Below are 17,201 nucleotides of genomic sequence, written 5' to 3'. Positions count from 1 at the left end.
TTGAACTGACAACGAATAATAGACTTTACATGAATAGCCAAGATTTTTTGACGTTGAACCTTGTGGGAGCAGGGGCTTTCGTTGTCTGGTACCTTTTATCGAGAGGTGGGAACAAAAATCCTACGCGCCTCGACATGAATGCCAAGGACAGCGCGCCGCCGCTGATCAATCCCGAGCCCGCTGAAAGCATCGCCCAAGAGGTGGTGCCTGTGGCAGTTTCGCGTCCAGTGGTTCACCCTGATTTGGCGGGGCGCCGGCAAAAAAATCTAAATGTAATCTTCTCCTACAATTCCCACACCTGGGATGCCTATGAGGTTTTGGGGGTTCCGGCAGGGGCTTCGATCAGCATGGTCACCGAAGCCTATCAGACGCAGATCCGTCGTTGCGATAAGGAATCTGTCGAATTTTTCGAGACAGCCTACAAGGCGATATTGAATAAAACCTAAAAATTGAAGCCCGGTTATCGGGAGTAGAGACAGCTAAACCCCTGGGTGCCGCGCGCGATGTGCTCCCAGTTGAATCCTTTGCGTGTTTGATCGAAAATCACGATATCTTCGCTTAAGGGCAGGCGGTCCGCTCCGAAAAGCAGCTCCTCTTTGTTGTGCACGTATTGGTCTTTGAATTCTGCACGGGCCTGCATTTTACCGAATTCCCCGCGAGTGGGGCGCTGGAATTTTCCAATTTCACAGATCACTGTTTTTTCCATGGCGGCGGCTGCCTGTTTTGGCAGGAGTGCGAAACCTCCGCATTGCTCAATCCAGGTCACCGAAGTGGGGCAATTGTCAGCACCCGCCACCAGGCGATATAAACCGTCACGACCCTGCCACAGGGCGCGGGGGGAGGTCGAAGCGAATTCGCTCGTCGTCGGAGTTCCGTAGTTCGCAATGGTCAGTCCCAACATGAGACAGCATAAAAAGAATCGCATCAGGTTTGCTCCCGTATGCCAATAGTAAAAGCAAAGGGCGTGCGCAACTCAGAAGGGTGGTGTTTTATTTAGGAGGGGAATTCCCACTTTGGATCGCACAAGGTCGGCAAAGGTGACGAACCAGGGCACACAGTACTAATGAGCTTTGGCGGAGACGGGCTCTTTGTAATCGGGCTGCACTTTGCCGCGATGACACATGTAACAAGTGGCCGTAGGGCCCTTTTTGCCATCGAAGCCGTTTTCTTTCAGCATTTGCGTAAGCTTCATGTGCTCTTTGCTGACTTTGAAGCTTTTCTTGCTGCTGTCGGTGAAATTCTGAACATTGTGGCATTCGGCGCAGGTGACACCCAGCTCCCGGGAGATGGTTACCATCTCTTCACGAATCATTTCTTCGGTTTTCACGAATTTTTGAATGGATTGAGCAAGGGCTGGAGTTCCCGTAAGGAACAAGCCCGTGACAAGAGTGAAAATCATGAAATTGCGCTGCATAAAAATAGCATGTCTTGGACCCGGTCCCAGATCAAGAAAGACCCGGATTTGTTGACTGTATCTGGACCCAAGTGTAACTTTCTTACCTAATAACTCAGACCTTCCTGAGTCCAAAAACAACTAGCAACTCCGAAGCCATCGGAGGGGAAAGTAGAGCTTCATGAGCACTCCTGTAACAGTTAGACCTCTTGCTGACCTAGCAACTCTTGTCAGCCTTAGCAAACGTCGTGGTTTTGTATTTCAATCTTCCGAGATCTATGGTGGTCTGGGTAGCTGCTGGGACTATGGTCCTTTGGGCTCGTTGATGAAGTTGAATGTTAAACGTGCATGGTGGAATGCCATGACTCGCAGACCTGACATTGTCGGTTTGGATGCGGCAATTCTAATGCACCCAACTGTGTGGAAAGCTTCCGGTCACGTTGACGGTTTCTCTGATCCATTGGTGGATTGCAAAGACTGTAAGACACGCTTCCGCGCGGATAACACTGAATCCTACATGAAAGATAAAAAGTGCCCGAACTGCGGCAGCAAAAATCTTTCCGAAGAGCGCAACTTCAATTTGATGTTTAAAACTCACATGGGTCCTTTGGAGGATTCTGCGAGCGTGGTTTATCTGCGCCCGGAAACTGCGCAAGGTCACTTTGTGAATTTCCTGAATTGCCAACAGTCCTCTCGCTACAAAGTACCATTCGGTATTGCGGCGATTGGTAAGTCTTTCCGTAACGAAATCACTCCAGGGAACTTTATTTTCCGTACGCGTGAATTCGAACAAATGGAAATGCAATATTTCGTAAAACCAGGCACTGACGATAAATTCTTCGAAGAGTGGAAAGAGCGCCGTTTGGCTTTCTATTCCAAATTCGGAATCAAAAAAGAAAACTTGAAAGTTCACGTTCACGAAAAGCTGGCACACTATGCGCGCGCTGCTGTTGACGTTGAATACAAATTCCCAATGGGCTTCTCAGAGCTTGAAGGTATTCATAACCGTTCTGACTTTGACTTGACTCAACATATGAAGTTCTCCGGCAAGAATCTTGAGTACTTCGATGAAGCGAACAAAGAAAAATTCATCCCCTACGTGATTGAAACGGCTGTGGGTTGTGATCGTCTGTTCCTGGCGTTCATGTGTGATGCTTACCGTGAGGAAGTAACGACAGACGAGGCGGGCAAGGAAGACGTGCGCGTGGTGATGGGTCTTCACCCGGAAATCGCTCCGTACAAAGTTGCAATTTTGCCGCTTTCTAAAAAAGAGCCACTCACTGATATCGCGGATAAATTGCGTGATCAGTTGGCTGAAGATTTCGACGTGACATATGACGAAGCGGCTTCCATCGGTAAACGCTACCGTCGTCAGGACGAAATCGGCACACCATTCTGTGTGACTGTGGATTTTGATACCATCAACGATCAGGCGGTAACGGTTCGCCATCGCGACACGATGGTGCAGGAACGCATTCCTATGTCGCAGCTGAATGCCTACGTGGCTGCGAAGATCAAAAACTTCTAGTTCAAATAAAAAATGGCAGTTTCACAGACTGCCATTTTTTTATCTTTTTTTCAAAGTACACCCTAGGTCTCCGAAGATTGCCGGTTCAGGATGACTTTTTTTTCACTTTTTGATAGCTGAATCCCTGTTTATTGAAGGGATGTTTTTATGAAAAATCTGCTTATCGCGGTGCTTGTCATTTTCAGTCTGTCTCATGCATTTGCTGAGGAGTCCGATCTTCCAATCCCAGGTGGAGATGAATCAGGCACGATCGAACCTATGCCCCTTCCAGAGCCGCCACCACCGTCTGACGAGTGGCCTCAAGAACCTCAACCACTTCCGCCAGAACAAACCCCTGAAGAGCCCCCAGCTCAGCGTCCTCCTGTGCCGCCACCGCCGTCTTCTGGCCTTCCAGGCGCTGATACAGACGATAGAGTTTCAGTGGGTGATCGCGCCTTGGTTGTTACTGGTAGCATGTTCCTGACTGGTAACGTGGTTTCTGTTTCCCGTGATGGCAAACTTGTGACTTTGCGTTCGGACTACAACGGCAATATCAGCACTTACAAAGCCAAACAGGTTGGCGTATGGCTTCGTTGTTCCAGTAAGGGTTTATGTGCGGATGGAAAAGCGATGTACGAATCAGATCGCGGTCGTCAGTACAATCCGGTGACTGTGTTGGCGACGTACTCCAACGGTTGGTCATTGGTGAGTGAGGACTTCTCCGGTCGTAAATTTGTTTTGAAAAACAAAGAGCTTTTGAAATCAGAAGGCTGCAATGGTCGCACTGGTATTTGCCGTGGTCAAACGGTGTTGTCAGAGGCGATGGGAGCTGAGCCTTATTTTGAAGCGCAAGTTTTGGAAGTCTATGAGAGTGGCGTTTATTTGATCAGCACTTACAGTGGTGGCAAAACAATCCGTAAAAATGGTGACCTTGCAAAACAGGTGGGTTGCTACAAAAAACTTTGCACAGGTCAGCAGTTGTATTTTGGCAATATCATCCGTGTTTATGAGAATGGATTCTTTGTCATTCAAGATCCATACTCTGGTAACTTGACTCTGCGCCCTTACCGCGAGATTCGCTAAAAGGGCACTCGGACTTTCATGAAATGAGTGCTCTTAAGAAAGGGACTCGTTTCAATGAAAGCATCTTTGGTTTTGTTCTCTTTGTTATTCTTGTTGGTGCCGAATCTGCGCGCCGAAATGATCGATCTACCGCAGCCGGGGGATGAATTCCCTCAGCCGCTGCCGCCGGATCCTCCGGGTACTGGACCCGCACCTCAGCCACCACAACAACCTCCCCAGCAACCTGCACCAGATCCGGTGCCAGGGCGTATTTCTATTGGCGACCACGTGCTTTCCGGCCCTTACGTGGGTAAGCAATATTATTCCGGAACTGTCGTTCAGGTTTCGGGGGATCGTCGTATGATCACCGTGCGTGATGACCGCGATAAAAAGACCTATCAACGGGATGCACGTATGATTTCGAAAAGATTGAAATGCGGTGCCAACTCCATCTGCGAAGGAGATCGGGTGCGTGTGGGTCCGATGAGTGATTCGCGCTACTACTACGCCACAGTTTATGCGCCTTATGAGCGTGGTCTGTTTATTGTTCGCTATGATAATGACGGAAAGTACTACGTGCGTGATCAATCCAAAGTTCAGCGCGTGCAATAAAAAAAGGGAGCTTTAGGCTCCCTTTTTTTATTTTTAAAACAATCCTGCGCGAAATCCGGTGTAAACAGACCAATTGTTGTCCAGGTAGACATTGCCTGCCACCCAGCCGGCAGTCTTAACTTCGTATCCCAGGAAGTATTCGAAGCTGTCTTGAGGGCGCAGGGTGAATTCAATGGCGCCGTCCACCAAGGTGTCTGACTCGGTGGCGTCGAAACGTTGATCCTTGGGTTGAATCCATCCGGTGCCGGAGGCGGTCATGTGCAGGCTCTTGGCGATTTCTGCCATCACCCATTTCACGGTCAGGCCAGGGAAGTAGCGCTTATTGGTCATACCGTTATGAACAGTGACAAGCCATTTTGATTTATTAATATCCAAGAAGAAGTTCAAATCGACATTTCCACCAAAGGAAGTCAGGTAATGAGCCATGGTGAAATTGAATCTCCCCCAGCTGGTGCGGAAGTCCCTGATGCCCAGAAGGAATGGATTGATGAAATTCAAATAAGAGAGCTTGGATTGAAGTGAAAGGAAATCCTGCTCTTGTCCTGTCAGATCGGACCACTTGATGTAGCGTTTAAGGCCAACGCCCGAAGGATGGGGGCCACGGCTGGTATAAGGTTCATCCGGGCGGAACAGATCATAAACCCAAGCGGTGCAATCCAAACCGGTAAAGTCGCGGATTTTTACATTCGTGCCTTCTTCAGCCATTTCCTGATCAGTTTTCGTGTCAGCCTCAGTGCTCGCACAATCCAGCATGTAAGAGGCGATGTTCATCGCGTTTAGCCAAAGAATTGTTTCGTCTCTGGATCTGGCATCGCGGAAAAAATGTGATTCAGCAATTTTATTATTCTGGTAAACCTGAGCTTCCATTCCCGCAGAGCTTAAGCGAACCATGTCAGCGGGGCTTTCGGCTTTCAATTTTATCAGCGCTTCATCGGAAACATGATCGACAGCGACAACGTCTCCCCCTGATGGCCATGCGTTCATTTCGTTGAAGCTTGAAATTTGATGGCGAGTCAATACAGCGCGATGCCACTCCTCGTGGGCCCAGCCGGCGCCAATAGGGTAGGTCATCGTTGCGTAGTCATAGCCCGCCATCAGCAGGTATTTCCACCACAAGCCATTGTGTTCAGCGTTGTCGCCGCCAATCAGGCGATGCACCGTCTGCAGGTACCCGGTTGAAAGTGACATGGATTGACGCATGGAAAACCAATCGGGAGGATTGTCGTCTGAATTATTGAATGGATAGTCGTAAACAGGGATCTCAAACCAAACACCGTGATCGGTGTTTGCGGTCGCGGGCTGAGACAGAAAAGCAAGAAGGACCGTAACTAACAATTTCAGTTTCATAAACTTTACATCGCATTTTAATGGTTGAACAAACGAGATAAAGTTTTTAATGAGAAAGAGTGGGTGTCAATTTCAAAAAAAAAGGGAACCTTTTGGGGAGGTTCCCTTAGAGGGGATCGACGGTTCGGTCGTTCTTAATAAAGAAGGATCGGACCTTGAGGGCTTGTGCGATAAAGAATGCCATCTACTTGAGAGCCAACAACCGGTCCGCACTCAAGCAAAACGCCTTGAGCTTGAACTTCGTATTTATCAAGTGGGCAGCCGTAAGCTGGATTGAACATGTTGTTGCGACCTGCGAAAGAAAGTTGCGCAACACAAAGATCGCCATCAGTTTCCTGAATTGCCACCACAGTGCCGACAATTTGAGCATCTTCACGGGTGCAGGTCTCGCCGGCAGCAAAGGCAGACGAACACGCAAACAACGACAACAGAACAACCAGCTTTTTCATAAAATCTCCTAAACATGAATTTAAATCGACCCCGTGTTTTTAACATGCGAACCAGTGTCGGCGCGGATGAGATTGACGGGTTTGCAAATTCTCAAGGAATGTCAAAAACGCGAACAGATCGCCGGCAGAGAGGCTTCGATGTCGCAAGTCAATTTTGTTGTCTTGGAAAAGTTGACTTAAGTGGTTGATTTTTAATGGGATTTTCTGGGGTGGGTTTTCGAGCCCCCACTCTAGTATTGCGAGGGGCGAAGTGTCGTAATATTTCATTGATATTAGGGGTTTAGAGTTGTTTGATCTAAAGGTTTTTAGTATTAAGAAATCGATCAGACAAACTGGAAGGAAAACAATGGACCAGAACGTCACTATGGAAAAACCAAAAGCGAAAACCGCCGTTCCACAAAAGTTCGTATACTTCTTTGCGGCAGGCGACTCCGAAGGCAATGCCGGCATGAAGAACATCCTGGGCGGTAAAGGTGCCAACCTTGCCGAGATGACGTCTTTGGGAATTCCGGTTCCTCCAGGTTTTACAATCTCCACTGAGATTTGCACGCACTTCTACGAGGAGGGTGGCAAGCTTCCTGATTGGGTACGTCCAAAAGTGATCGAAGCCATGCAGAAAGTGGAATCCAAAATCGGCAAAAAATTCGGCGATGTGAATAATCCATTGCTGGTTTCAGTTCGCTCCGGTGCTCGTGCTTCCATGCCGGGTATGATGGATACGATTTTGAATTTGGGTCTGAATGATCAAACTGTTGAGGGCTTGGCCAAGTCTTCCAACAATCCACGCTTTGCCTGGGATTCTTACCGTCGCTTCATTCAAATGTACTCTGACGTTGTGATGGGGATGAACTCGTCACTTCTGGAAGTGACTTTGGAAGACCTGAAAGAGGAAAAGCACTATAAACTTGATACAGAGATGACGGTTGATGACCTGAAAGTTCTGGTTAAGAAGTTCAAGGAACTGGTTCACCAAATGACAGGTCAGTCGTTCCCGGCGGATCCTTGGGAACAACTATGGGGCTCTGTCTCTGCGGTTTTCCATTCTTGGAACACGCCTCGCGCGATCACGTACCGCGAGCTTCACAGCATCCCGGCCGCGTGGGGTACTGCAGTTAATATTCAATCAATGGTTTTCGGCAACATGGGTGATGATTCCGCGACTGGTGTGGCGTTCACTCGCAATCCGTCGACTGGTGATAAAGCATTCTATGGCGAGTTCCTGATCAATGCGCAAGGTGAAGACGTTGTAGCGGGTATCAGAACTCCACAGCCAATCACGAAGATCGCAGCGGCGGCAGCCGGTGTTCAGTCTTTGGAAGAGGCTCTTCCAAAAGCTTACCAACAGCTGGTTGATATTTATAAAAAACTGGAAGGTCATTACCGCGATATGCAGGATATCGAATTCACGATCGAGCGCTCCACTTTGTGGATGCTGCAAACTCGTAACGGTAAACGTACAGCGGCGGCAGCTTTGAAAATCGCTTGTGACATGATCGATGAAAAGTTGATCACCGAAGAGGAAGCGCTTCTTCGTCTGGATCCATCATCTTTGGATCAACTTCTGCATCCAACGTTGGACCCTAAAGCCCAAAAAACTCAACTTGCGAAAGGCTTGCCAGCGTCACCAGGTGGCGTGAATGGTCAAATCGTATTCACTTCCGAAGAAGCAGTAGAGTGGAAAGAGCAGGGCAAAAAAGTTATCCTTGTTCGTGTTGAAACTTCTCCAGAAGACATCGCGGGTATGGTGGCTGCACAAGGGATCTTCACAACTCGTGGTGGTATGACATCTCACGCAGCCGTTGTGGCTCGTGGTATGGGTAAATGCTGTGTGGCTGGTTGTGGTGAGGTCGAAGTCGACTACCGCACTGAAACTATGAAAGTGAAAGGCTACGTTCTTAAAAAGGGCGATGTAATCACTTTGGATGGCTCCACAGGTGAAGTGTTCCTGGGCGAAGTTAAAACAATTGAACCTAAATTGGATCAATACTTCGAACGTATCATGAAGGTGGCAGACCGCACTCGTAAGTTGAAAGTACGTACGAATGCAGACACTCCTAAAGATGCACAAACAGCGAAAAACTTTGGTGCGGAAGGTATCGGTCTTTGCCGTACAGAGCACATGTTCTTCGGTGCTGATCGTATCGACGCTGTTCGTGAGATGATCATCGCGGATAACAAAATGGATCGCGAAAAAGCGTTGGCGAAACTGTTGCCAATGCAACGTGATGACTTCTACCAACTATTCAAAATCATGGACGGCTTGCCAGTAACGATCCGTTTGTTGGATCCACCTCTTCATGAGTTCGTTCCGCACTCTGACGAAGAAACCAAAGAGTTGGCAAAACGTATCGGGACGGACTTTGATCGTCTTCGTTCGAAAGTAAAAGCTTTGCACGAATTCAATCCGATGCTGGGCCATCGTGGTTGCCGTTTGGCGATCACATATCCAGAAATCTATATCATGCAGGTTCGCGCGATCGCTGAAGCGGCATGCATGATGTTGAAGGAAGGTTTGAAACTTTCTGCTCCGGAAATCATGATTCCACTTGTTGCAACAGACAAGGAGTTGGACATGCTTCGTGGTCAGGCAGAGATGGAAGTTAAAAAAGTTCAAAATGAAAAGAACATGAAGTTCGATTACGCGATTGGTACGATGATCGAGCTTCCTCGTGCAGCTTTGACTGCTGATGCGATTGCAGAGCATGCAGACTTCTTCAGCTTCGGTACGAACGATTTGACTCAGACGACTTTGGGGCTTTCACGTGACGATTCTGGCAGATTCTTGGGCTCTTACGTTTCCAGTGGTATCTTGGCTAAAGATCCATTCCAATCTATCGATCAAGTGGGCGTAGGCTCTTTGGTGAAAATGGGTGTGGAATTGGGGCGTCGTATGAAGCCTACATTGAAAATCGGTGTCTGCGGTGAGCACGGTGGTGATCCTGAATCCATCGAGTTCTTCCACAAAACAGGTTTGGACTATGTATCCTGTTCTCCATTCCGTGTGCCTATCGCCAGATTGGCGGCGGCAAGAGCTGCGCTTCTGTCGAAGAAATTACATTCTTAAGAATGAAAAAAGGGAGCCATCTGGCTCCCTTTTTTTTGTCTGCAAACATTTAGTTGGGTAAATAAGATTGCATGTGGAGTACCGTTGTTTAGACTAAACAAATGGTTCGCATTTGGCCTTTCATATTCATTTGGACTCTGTGCTTGAACATGCCTTCCTGCGCCGTTGCGGCAGTAAAGTGCAACCGCATTTTTCGAGTCGCGGTCATTCAGAATGAGCCTCTGTACTACCTGGATAAAAATAAGAAAGTCACTGGAGTCATGTTGGAAGTGGCTCAGGAACTTCATCGAAGAACGGGTTGTTCTTTTGATCTTATCGAGATGGTGCGTCCGAGTATGGTGCATAGACTGAGAAGCGGCTCGGTGGATTTGAGTGTGTTGACGATCAAAACGGATGAGCTGGATAAAGCCGGGGGCTTCATCAGGGTATTTAAGGCGAATCGGGCTTTGATTTTAACTCCGGCATTAAAGAAGAAAAATTACGTCCTAAAAGATGTACTGAAGGATAAGAATGTTCTGGTGGGCGGGCTTATCAGTTCGCCGGCATTTCTTGATGAAAACGAAGTTTCCCTTTTAAAAAAGCAGGGCCGCTGGCGCCAGTACCCGGACTATGAATCCATTTTTCAATCCCTGAAACGGGACCAGATTCAGGCTTTTGTGGGATCCATCATGGTGTCTGATTTCTATTTTAAGAAATTGGGATTGAGTGATTTTGGATTTCTTATCGATCGCAGCAAACAGAGCGATGCTGGTTTTTACTATGCGAAACAACTTTTAACCTCCCATGAGGTGGAGTTATTGAGTTCCACCCTTGCGCAAATGTTGAAGGATGGATTCTTTCAAAAAGTTTTATCCAAGTATTCGTCCCCCTACGCTGTGGAAAACGAGTTCGTCTCTATAAATTAATTGGCCTCGTCCAGTTGTGGATCTGTCAGAAGGCACCGATACTTACCAGATGCGTACTTTCTCGGTTCTTGTGATGGTGCTACTGGTCCCTTTCTTTGCAAAAGCAGAGGATGATGGACGCCCGTTATGGGACTGGGGCGTTGGTCTGGGTTACGTTCGCTACGCCGACTATCCAGCCTCGGATGAATACTCCCAAATAATGTTACCATTCCCAACCTTCCAATACCGGGGCGAATACCTGCGTGCCGATGATCGGGAAGGGGGACGTGCTTACCTTTTTAAATCTGATAGCTGGTCCCTGGAGTTTTCGGGATCGGGGCGCTTTCCTTTGGATTCCAGTAAAAACAAAGCCCGCTTTGGGATGGAAGATTTACCATTGGTGTTGAACGGTGGACCTCAGTTGGTCTACCACAGTGGAGGTACCTGGGAGTTCCAAGTGGCGCCGTTTTTCTCTGTGGCTGCAAAGAATGACTATATCCGTGCGAACGGTATGCTGTTAAAGACACAAGTGACTTATCGTTGGGAAGGGGAGACCCCAGGGCCTTTTGATTCTACGATATTGATCACAGGTACAACTTCTTTTGAAATGAATGCCGCTTCCAGTGACTATATGAAAACCTATTATGAAGTGGGGAGTGCGGATGTGCGCGCCGGGCGTTCCGAATACGATGCCAAAGCAGGTTTCTTAAGTACGAATCTTTCCTATTATCAAAGATTCGCAGCGGGTAGATCTTCACTGTACGTGGGGGCTTCAATTTCAGACTATTCCTGGTCTGCAAATCGCAACAGTCCGTTGCATAAGTCAGATTATAATGTGGGATGGGGTTTGGGGTATATCTACCAGTTTGGCGAGTCTGCCAAGCCGATGGTTTCGCCGGAAGACACACAAGGTGTGATCAACCGCTATCGCCAACATCGTCGCGAGCAGCGGCTGATACCTTTGGAATAGTTACTGACAGCTGTGAGTGATGGCGCGATTGTCTCGTTGAACCAATTGCTCACAGGATGCCGGAATTTTTTCTCCTGTTTCCACTTTCAACTGCAAAGCGCGATACAAGTCAGAGGAGTGGATGCTTGCGCCATTCGGGTTGTGCAAGGGTTGCAACAGGTCCATCAAGCCGCAACCATAGTTGCCGGTTTGAATCTGGTGTTTGTTTTTAAGTGCGAGCATCACCTTTGCTGCAAACACATCAGCAAAATCCTCACTTAAATATTGGCGGCTGCCTTGTTTGCGTTCAAGGCACTGTTTTGTTGATTCAATGGACTGTGGGTAGGAGTGGGCATAGGCGTTGTGGCCGATTTCATGGGCCAGGATTGAGGCTCCCATCTCCGGATATTTCACAGAGTACCAGCTGATCAGGACATGGCCTGAATCTGTGTTTGTTTTGTCAGAGATATCCGCATCAGGAATCATTGGGCATTGATCACTTTTCGCGCTGTCCGGCGTATTGAACATCGCGCGAATCAGGAACATCGCATACAAGGAAGTATCTTCGAGTTTATCCAGTTCATTGATCTCGTCCTGAAGTGTCTGGTTTTTCATTTCCAATGCGCGCAACCAAGCCGTGCTGTTTTCCTGAGCTGTCAGGGGGAAATTAAATTTCAAATCCTGAATGCTTATGTAGCCGGGCTGATGGGAACCCATTTGTTCAAGGGCTTCCTGGCGGGTTAGTTCGGCTAGCTTTTTGAATTTTTCCAATTCCTGAGGCTGTGGATACAAATTGATGGACTGGAAGTAGCGGGCTTCACAGTTGTTCGGAGTGGTTGATTTGGCCTGCAATGCCAGCGTCGTCTTGATTCCTGATTCCTGATAGATTTTGAAAAGCTCGTCTTTGCTGAAAGTGTGTTTTTCCATCTGCTTGGTGATGATATCGCGACCACCACCAAATAAAAAGTGATGCATCAATCGAACTGAAAACGCTGTCTGTGTCAAAGCTTTGGCTTCTTCGGTGGTGATCATTTGACCGGCATTGATTTTACTGACCGTAAGTGGATCTATCTTTTCTGCGCCTTGAATAATGTCATTTAATATTTTCAAAGTGGCCTGAACGTCCTTCAGCTCCTCTTTGACTGCGTCCTGCAATTTAAGGTGCCAATGCATTTCCGCGAAATAGGTCCAATTGCCCATCTGGTTGTAAGAGGTGTAGGCCTTGAAGAATTTCTGCTGGGGCAGAACACTGTTCCAGTACTGTTTCAGTTCCGCGTTTTTATCGATATTTTTCATCCAGTACATCGCATGAAGAATAAAAAGTTTCTGAGAGTAAAGCTCCAGGGTCGGAAAGGCGCTTTCCTTGGCATTCAGGACTTCCAATCCTATGCGGGCTTTTTCCTGCAGCAGTTGAGAGTTTTTGGCAAGAGCCGGAACGATGTAAGTATCATAATACTTTCTCTGATCAACCGTGGGTTTTGTCGCCGCTTCAACAAGTTTGGGAATGCTTGGGTATTTTTTAAAATCGGGAGCGCACAAATCCATGGTGCACGCGTACTCCATGGGATATTGCTGTTTCAGGTCTTGCGACATGCGGGTGTCGGTGATGAAGTCGCGATTGTTTTTGGTTTGCAGGAGTTCCTGTAATTGCTGTTCGGAAGCGGCTTTATTGGTGGCAACGCGAACGGCATCCTGATCATTGGTTTTGCGGCAGGCGGTCAGGCCAAAAAGCAAAGCGGTAGCGATGATCGTTACATGTCTCATTTTGAGAACTCCCGAAAATTGTTACTCGGCTGTCTATGGTTTTGTGGTGCCCTTGAACCTATAGGCTTCCGGGCTCCACTGACAGTCTTGCTTATTTACAGGAGCAGAATTGATGCCGTTTTATGGAGCCTCCATCCCGGTCGGGGTCATTAATATTTCATAAAGACATTGAGGAAATATCGAAGTTTTAGCGCAGCGCGCGCAACGCGCAATGGTAATGCAGCGGGGTGTCCCATGGAGTTCTGCTTAAGTTTTCAGCGATTGCCTAAGTTTTGAAACCCCACAGTTGACATAGTTCCGCGCTCTCGAGAGAGTTAAATGGCCTTTGGTCTAGCTAGACCTTGGGCTTGTATATTTTGAGGGGAGATGTCGGGATTTAAGATTTCGACACTATTAGCTCAAGAGGGGAATATACCTTGAGAATTAAAAAGATTGAACTCATTGGTTTCAAATCGTTCAAAGACCGCACGGTCATTCACTTCGATGCTGGTATCACTGGTATCGTAGGACCAAATGGTTGTGGAAAATCCAACATCGTGGATGCTCTTATGTGGGTCATGGGTGACCAGTCCGCTAAGGATCTTCGTGCTTCTCAGATGACTGACGTTATCTTTGGTGGTGCGGAAGGTTATGCTCCGCTTGGTATGTGTGAAGTGTCTTTGACACTTGAAAATGATGGCGGTCCATTCCCGGCTAAATACATCAAACATTCTGAAATCATGGTGACTCGCCGTCTGCACAGAAACGGTGAGGGTGAGTACTTCATCAATAAAGAGCCAGCACGCCTGAAAGACCTGCAGGAGATCTTTATGGATACGGGTGCCGGTTCCAAAGGTTTCTCCATCATCGCTCAGGGTATGATCGGTAAGATCATCACTGCGAAACCTGAAGACCGTCGTATGCTTATCGAAGAAGCTGCGGGTATCACCAAGTTCAAAGCTCGTAAAAAAGAGTCTCAACGTAAATTGTTGCAAACAGATCAAAATCTGGTGCGTTTGCAGGACATCATCGGCGAGTTGAAACGCCAGATCGATTCTTTGCAAAGACAAGCACAGCGTGCAGAGCGCTACCGTAACATCAAAAACCAAATCGAAGATTTGGATTTGTGGTTGTCAACGGCTCAGTATGTGGAATTGGCACGTGCGGCTTCTGAAGCTCAAGCGATCTTCAACGAAGCGCAAAGCATGGAAATCGAAGGCGATGCAAATCTTTCGACTCTTCAAGGGCAATTGGAAGTTTTGAAACTTCAAATCCTTGAAAAAGAAAAAGCTGTTGATGAACACCAAACGGTCTTCTTTGACAAGCAAGGCACTGTTCAAAAGAAAGAGATGGAGATCCAGGAACTTCGTTTCGAAATCGAACAAGCCCGCCGTAATGAGCAAATGACTGGTACAATCCTGCAAGAGCAACAAGCTCGTCAGGAATTGTTGGCTCGTGACAAGGCGACTTTGGATGAGCAAATCACTGAACTGAAAGAGGAAGCAGAAACACTGACGGCCACTTTCACAGAGAAAAACGACATCTTCCAAAACTTCAACTCCCGCATTGGGACAGTTGACGAGGATTTGACTACAAAACGCCGTGATCTTTTTGCGGTAGGTCAGTCGGAATCTTCTTTGGATGCTCGCGTGAACTCTTTGGCTGCGCAAATCTCTGATTTAACGGATCGTGCAGACAATGAACAGCAGGTTCTAAATGAACTTCGTGAAAAACAGGTTGAGTTTGAAGGCCGTCGCAAAAAAGTGACGAACGAGCTTGATAAAGAACGCCAAATGCAATTGGACCTGGCTTCTGATGTTGATTCATTCGAAGCCAATAAAAAGATCCTTTCTGATTCTTTGGCCGAGAAAAAAATGGAAGTAGAAACATTCAAGGATTCTTTGAATGAAGTGGCTTCCCGTTTGTATGGTCTTGAAAACCTGCAAAACAACTTCGAGGGTTTCCAAGAAGGTGTGAAACAGGTGATGTTGTGGCAAAAAACCCGCTCTCAGGAAATGATGGCGGATGGCTCTGTTGTCACTCACTTCCAGCCGGTTTCCGAGGTTGTTGAAGTTCCGGCCGAATACGAAGTGGCGATGGAAGCTGCTTTGGGTTCGCGTCTGCAAATGTTGTTGTCTTCTGATTCCAACATTGCGGTTGATGCCGTATCTCACTTGAAAGAACAAAAATCCGGTCGTTCCAGCTTCATGTCTGCGAATGACCAATCTATGGCATTTAATCGTGCGCAAGCTCCGATCGGTCAGGATGGCGTACAAGCTATCTTGAAAGACGTGGTAAAAGCGGCGGATAAATTCCAAAACGCAGTGACTTATATGTTGGACGGTGTGGCGATCGTTGATTCCATCCGTACGGCTTTGAATCTGCGTGCGACATACACGGGCTGGACATTCGTGACACTTGACGGTGACACGTTGACGGCTGACGGTGTTTTGACAGGGGGTTCTTCTGAATCCGCTGACTCTGGCATGCTAAAACGCCGCCGTGAAATCAAAGAATTGTCCGAGAAAAAAGACGAATTCGCCGGCAAACTTCAATTGGCACAATTGGCTTTGAAAAAAGTTGAAGAGCAATTGAACAATGTCGTGAACGATTTCGAAGGTGCTCAAAAACGCAAAATGGATCAAGAGATCAAAGTAGCGGAATTGAGAAAAGACCTTGAGCGCGCTGAAAATGAAGTTCAAAACGCGCAAGCCGCGGTTGAACGCCAGGAGCGCGAAGTCAAAAAACTGACTGAGCAACTTGAAGTTCAAGAGCAAAAAAACGAAGAGTTGAATCAGGCCTTGATCGAAGCTCGCGAGAAGAAAGTTCTTCTTGAGGGTGAAGTTGAGACTTTGAACTCTGAATTGAACTCTGTTCGTTTGGGTTTTGACGGTCTTCAGGCTGAAGTGACTGATCTTCAAGTAAGATCCGCTTCTAAAACTCAGGAATATCAAGGTGTTTTGAGACAGCTTGAGATGGTTACCAAGTCCTTGAATGAACTTGAAGCGCAATTGGCTCGTATGAGCGAAGAGGCTGAAGGCTATAACTCTCAAATGACTGAGAGCCAAGTGACTTTGGAAGAAAAGAAAATCGAATTTGAACGTCTTTTGGACGAAGTTGAGCAATTGAAGTTGCAAGCGGCTCGCACTAAAGACGAATACGAAGTGATGTCTGAATCCATCCGCGCGATCGAAGATGAAGCTTCTGCTTCTCAACGTGCTCGCAACGAAAGACAGCACAAAATGAATGACTCTCAATTGAAGCTTGAACAAGCCAAGATGAAAGAGCAGTACTTGATCGAGCAAGTTCGTGAACGTTACATGTTGAACCTTCCGGATGTTATCGAGAAGTACATCAACAAAGAGGGCGACTTCCTTGCTGCTGATTCTCAACTGAAAGAGCTTCGCGAAAAATTGGCGAAGATCGGTGAAGTGAACTTGTCAGCGATCGAAGAATACGAAGAGACAGCAACTCGTTATGAGTTCCTGACAAAACAACACGCCGATTTGACAGAGGCGAAAGAGCAACTTCGTAAAGTTATCGATCGTATCAACAGAATCTGCTCTAAACGTTTCAAAGAGACGTTTGATCTGGTTAACGAGCGTTTCACTCGCGTATTCCCAGTACTATTCGGTGGTGGTGAAGCGTGGTTGGAACTTGTTGAAGAAACAGAAAAGAACGAAGCGGGTATCGAAATCATCGCTCGTCCTCCGGGCAAAAAGACACAAAACGTGTCCTTGATGTCGGGTGGGGAGAAGGCATTGACAGCTGTTGCGCTGGTGTTCTCGATCTTCCTGGTAAGACCATCTCCATGGTGTTTGCTGGATGAGGTTGACGCTCCACTTGATGATGCCAACGTATTCCGTTTCAACGACTTGGTTCGTGAAATGGCGAAGCGCTCACAAATCATCGTTGTTACTCATAACAAACACACGATGGAAGTGGCGAAGAAACTTTACGGTGTCACTATGCAAGAGCGTGGTGTATCGACGATGGTTTCTGTTTCTCTTCAGGATATTAAGTAGTCCGATAAGAATATTCAAAAATGAAAACCCAGGTGCAAAACACCTGGGTTTTTTATTTTTCGGGGGGCATAGTTTGGCGCCGTAGTTTGGGGTCTGATGTTTAATTCCTGGAAATTACGTGTACTGACAGTTGCCTGCGGAATTCTTGTGCAGTAGTTATTTAATC

General features: G+C 47.3%; 13 protein-coding genes. 8 read left to right on the top strand and 5 right to left on the bottom strand.

Translation table 11 applies throughout. The features are described 5' to 3' along the window. Positions 1-29: 29 nt before the first annotated feature. On the top strand, positions 30-446 hold the full coding sequence (locus tag ACLVWR_RS01475) for a hypothetical protein (protein ID WP_413582186.1): 417 nt from the start codon (positions 30-32) through the stop codon (positions 444-446). A 14-nt stretch (positions 447-460) separates the two neighbouring features. Here ACLVWR_RS01475 and ACLVWR_RS01470 read toward each other — a convergent pair whose 3' ends face one another. Both ACLVWR_RS01470 and ACLVWR_RS01465 read right to left on the bottom strand, forming a co-directional pair. Then, positions 461-925, bottom strand: coding sequence for a hypothetical protein (locus ACLVWR_RS01470; protein ID WP_413582185.1), 465 nt, complete (start codon positions 923-925; stop codon positions 461-463). Positions 926-1,060: 135 nt separating this feature from the next. Beyond that, a complete protein-coding gene (locus ACLVWR_RS01465; RefSeq protein WP_340596660.1) occupies positions 1,061-1,399 on the bottom strand; it encodes a hypothetical protein in 339 nt (112 codons plus the stop codon). A gap of 175 nt (positions 1,400-1,574) precedes the next feature. Here ACLVWR_RS01465 and ACLVWR_RS01460 point away from each other — a divergent pair, with 175 nt between their 5' ends. The 3 genes from ACLVWR_RS01460 (at position 1,575) to ACLVWR_RS01450 (ending at position 4,574) form a co-directional block, all read left to right on the top strand. Next, the gene (locus ACLVWR_RS01460; RefSeq protein WP_413582184.1) at positions 1,575-2,921 is read left to right on the top strand and encodes a glycine--tRNA ligase; all 1,347 of its coding nucleotides are present in this window, start codon (positions 1,575-1,577) and stop codon (positions 2,919-2,921) included. A 147-nt stretch (positions 2,922-3,068) separates the two neighbouring features. Continuing rightward, a complete protein-coding gene (locus tag ACLVWR_RS01455) occupies positions 3,069-3,983 on the top strand; it encodes a hypothetical protein (protein WP_413582183.1) in 915 nt (304 codons plus the stop codon). Between the two features lie 54 nt (positions 3,984-4,037). Next, on the top strand, positions 4,038-4,574 hold the full coding sequence (locus ACLVWR_RS01450; protein ID WP_413582182.1) for a hypothetical protein: 537 nt from the start codon (positions 4,038-4,040) through the stop codon (positions 4,572-4,574). 33 nt (positions 4,575-4,607) lie between these two features. On the opposite strand, the gene ACLVWR_RS01445 is transcribed toward ACLVWR_RS01450, so the two are convergent. Both ACLVWR_RS01445 and ACLVWR_RS01440 read right to left on the bottom strand, forming a co-directional pair. Continuing rightward, positions 4,608-5,921, bottom strand: a complete 1,314-nt coding sequence (locus ACLVWR_RS01445; protein WP_413582181.1) for a hypothetical protein — start codon at positions 5,919-5,921, stop codon at positions 4,608-4,610. Positions 5,922-6,055: 134 nt separating this feature from the next. Further along, positions 6,056-6,370: a hypothetical protein gene (locus tag ACLVWR_RS01440; protein ID WP_340596664.1), complete on the bottom strand. Its 315-nt coding sequence runs from the start codon at positions 6,368-6,370 to the stop codon at positions 6,056-6,058. A 346-nt stretch (positions 6,371-6,716) separates the two neighbouring features. Between ACLVWR_RS01440 and ppdK the strand changes: the two genes are divergently transcribed. The 3 genes from ppdK (at position 6,717) to ACLVWR_RS01425 (ending at position 11,288) form a co-directional block, all read left to right on the top strand. Further along, positions 6,717-9,434 (top strand): pyruvate, phosphate dikinase, encoded by a 2,718-nt coding sequence (gene ppdK / locus ACLVWR_RS01435; RefSeq protein WP_413582180.1) that lies wholly within the window; start codon positions 6,717-6,719, stop codon positions 9,432-9,434. A 101-nt stretch (positions 9,435-9,535) separates the two neighbouring features. Beyond that, positions 9,536-10,339, top strand: a complete 804-nt coding sequence (locus ACLVWR_RS01430; protein WP_413582179.1) for a substrate-binding periplasmic protein — start codon at positions 9,536-9,538, stop codon at positions 10,337-10,339. A 16-nt stretch (positions 10,340-10,355) separates the two neighbouring features. Beyond that, the gene (locus tag ACLVWR_RS01425; protein WP_413582178.1) at positions 10,356-11,288 is read left to right on the top strand and encodes a MipA/OmpV family protein; all 933 of its coding nucleotides are present in this window, start codon (positions 10,356-10,358) and stop codon (positions 11,286-11,288) included. On the opposite strand, the gene ACLVWR_RS01420 is transcribed toward ACLVWR_RS01425, so the two are convergent. After that, positions 11,289-13,031 (bottom strand): hypothetical protein, encoded by a 1,743-nt coding sequence (locus ACLVWR_RS01420; protein ID WP_413582177.1) that lies wholly within the window; start codon positions 13,029-13,031, stop codon positions 11,289-11,291. A gap of 416 nt (positions 13,032-13,447) precedes the next feature. Between ACLVWR_RS01420 and smc the strand changes: the two genes are divergently transcribed. After that, entirely contained in the window at positions 13,448-17,035 is a 3,588-nt protein-coding gene (gene smc, locus ACLVWR_RS01415) for a chromosome segregation protein SMC (protein ID WP_413582176.1), read from the top strand. Positions 17,036-17,201 lie beyond the last annotated feature (166 nt).

The organism is Bdellovibrio sp. HCB288 (genome assembly GCF_047305935.1).
Classification (GTDB): domain Bacteria; phylum Bdellovibrionota; class Bdellovibrionia; order Bdellovibrionales; family Bdellovibrionaceae; genus Bdellovibrio.
This window is presented reverse-complemented; position numbering and strand designations above follow the sequence as displayed.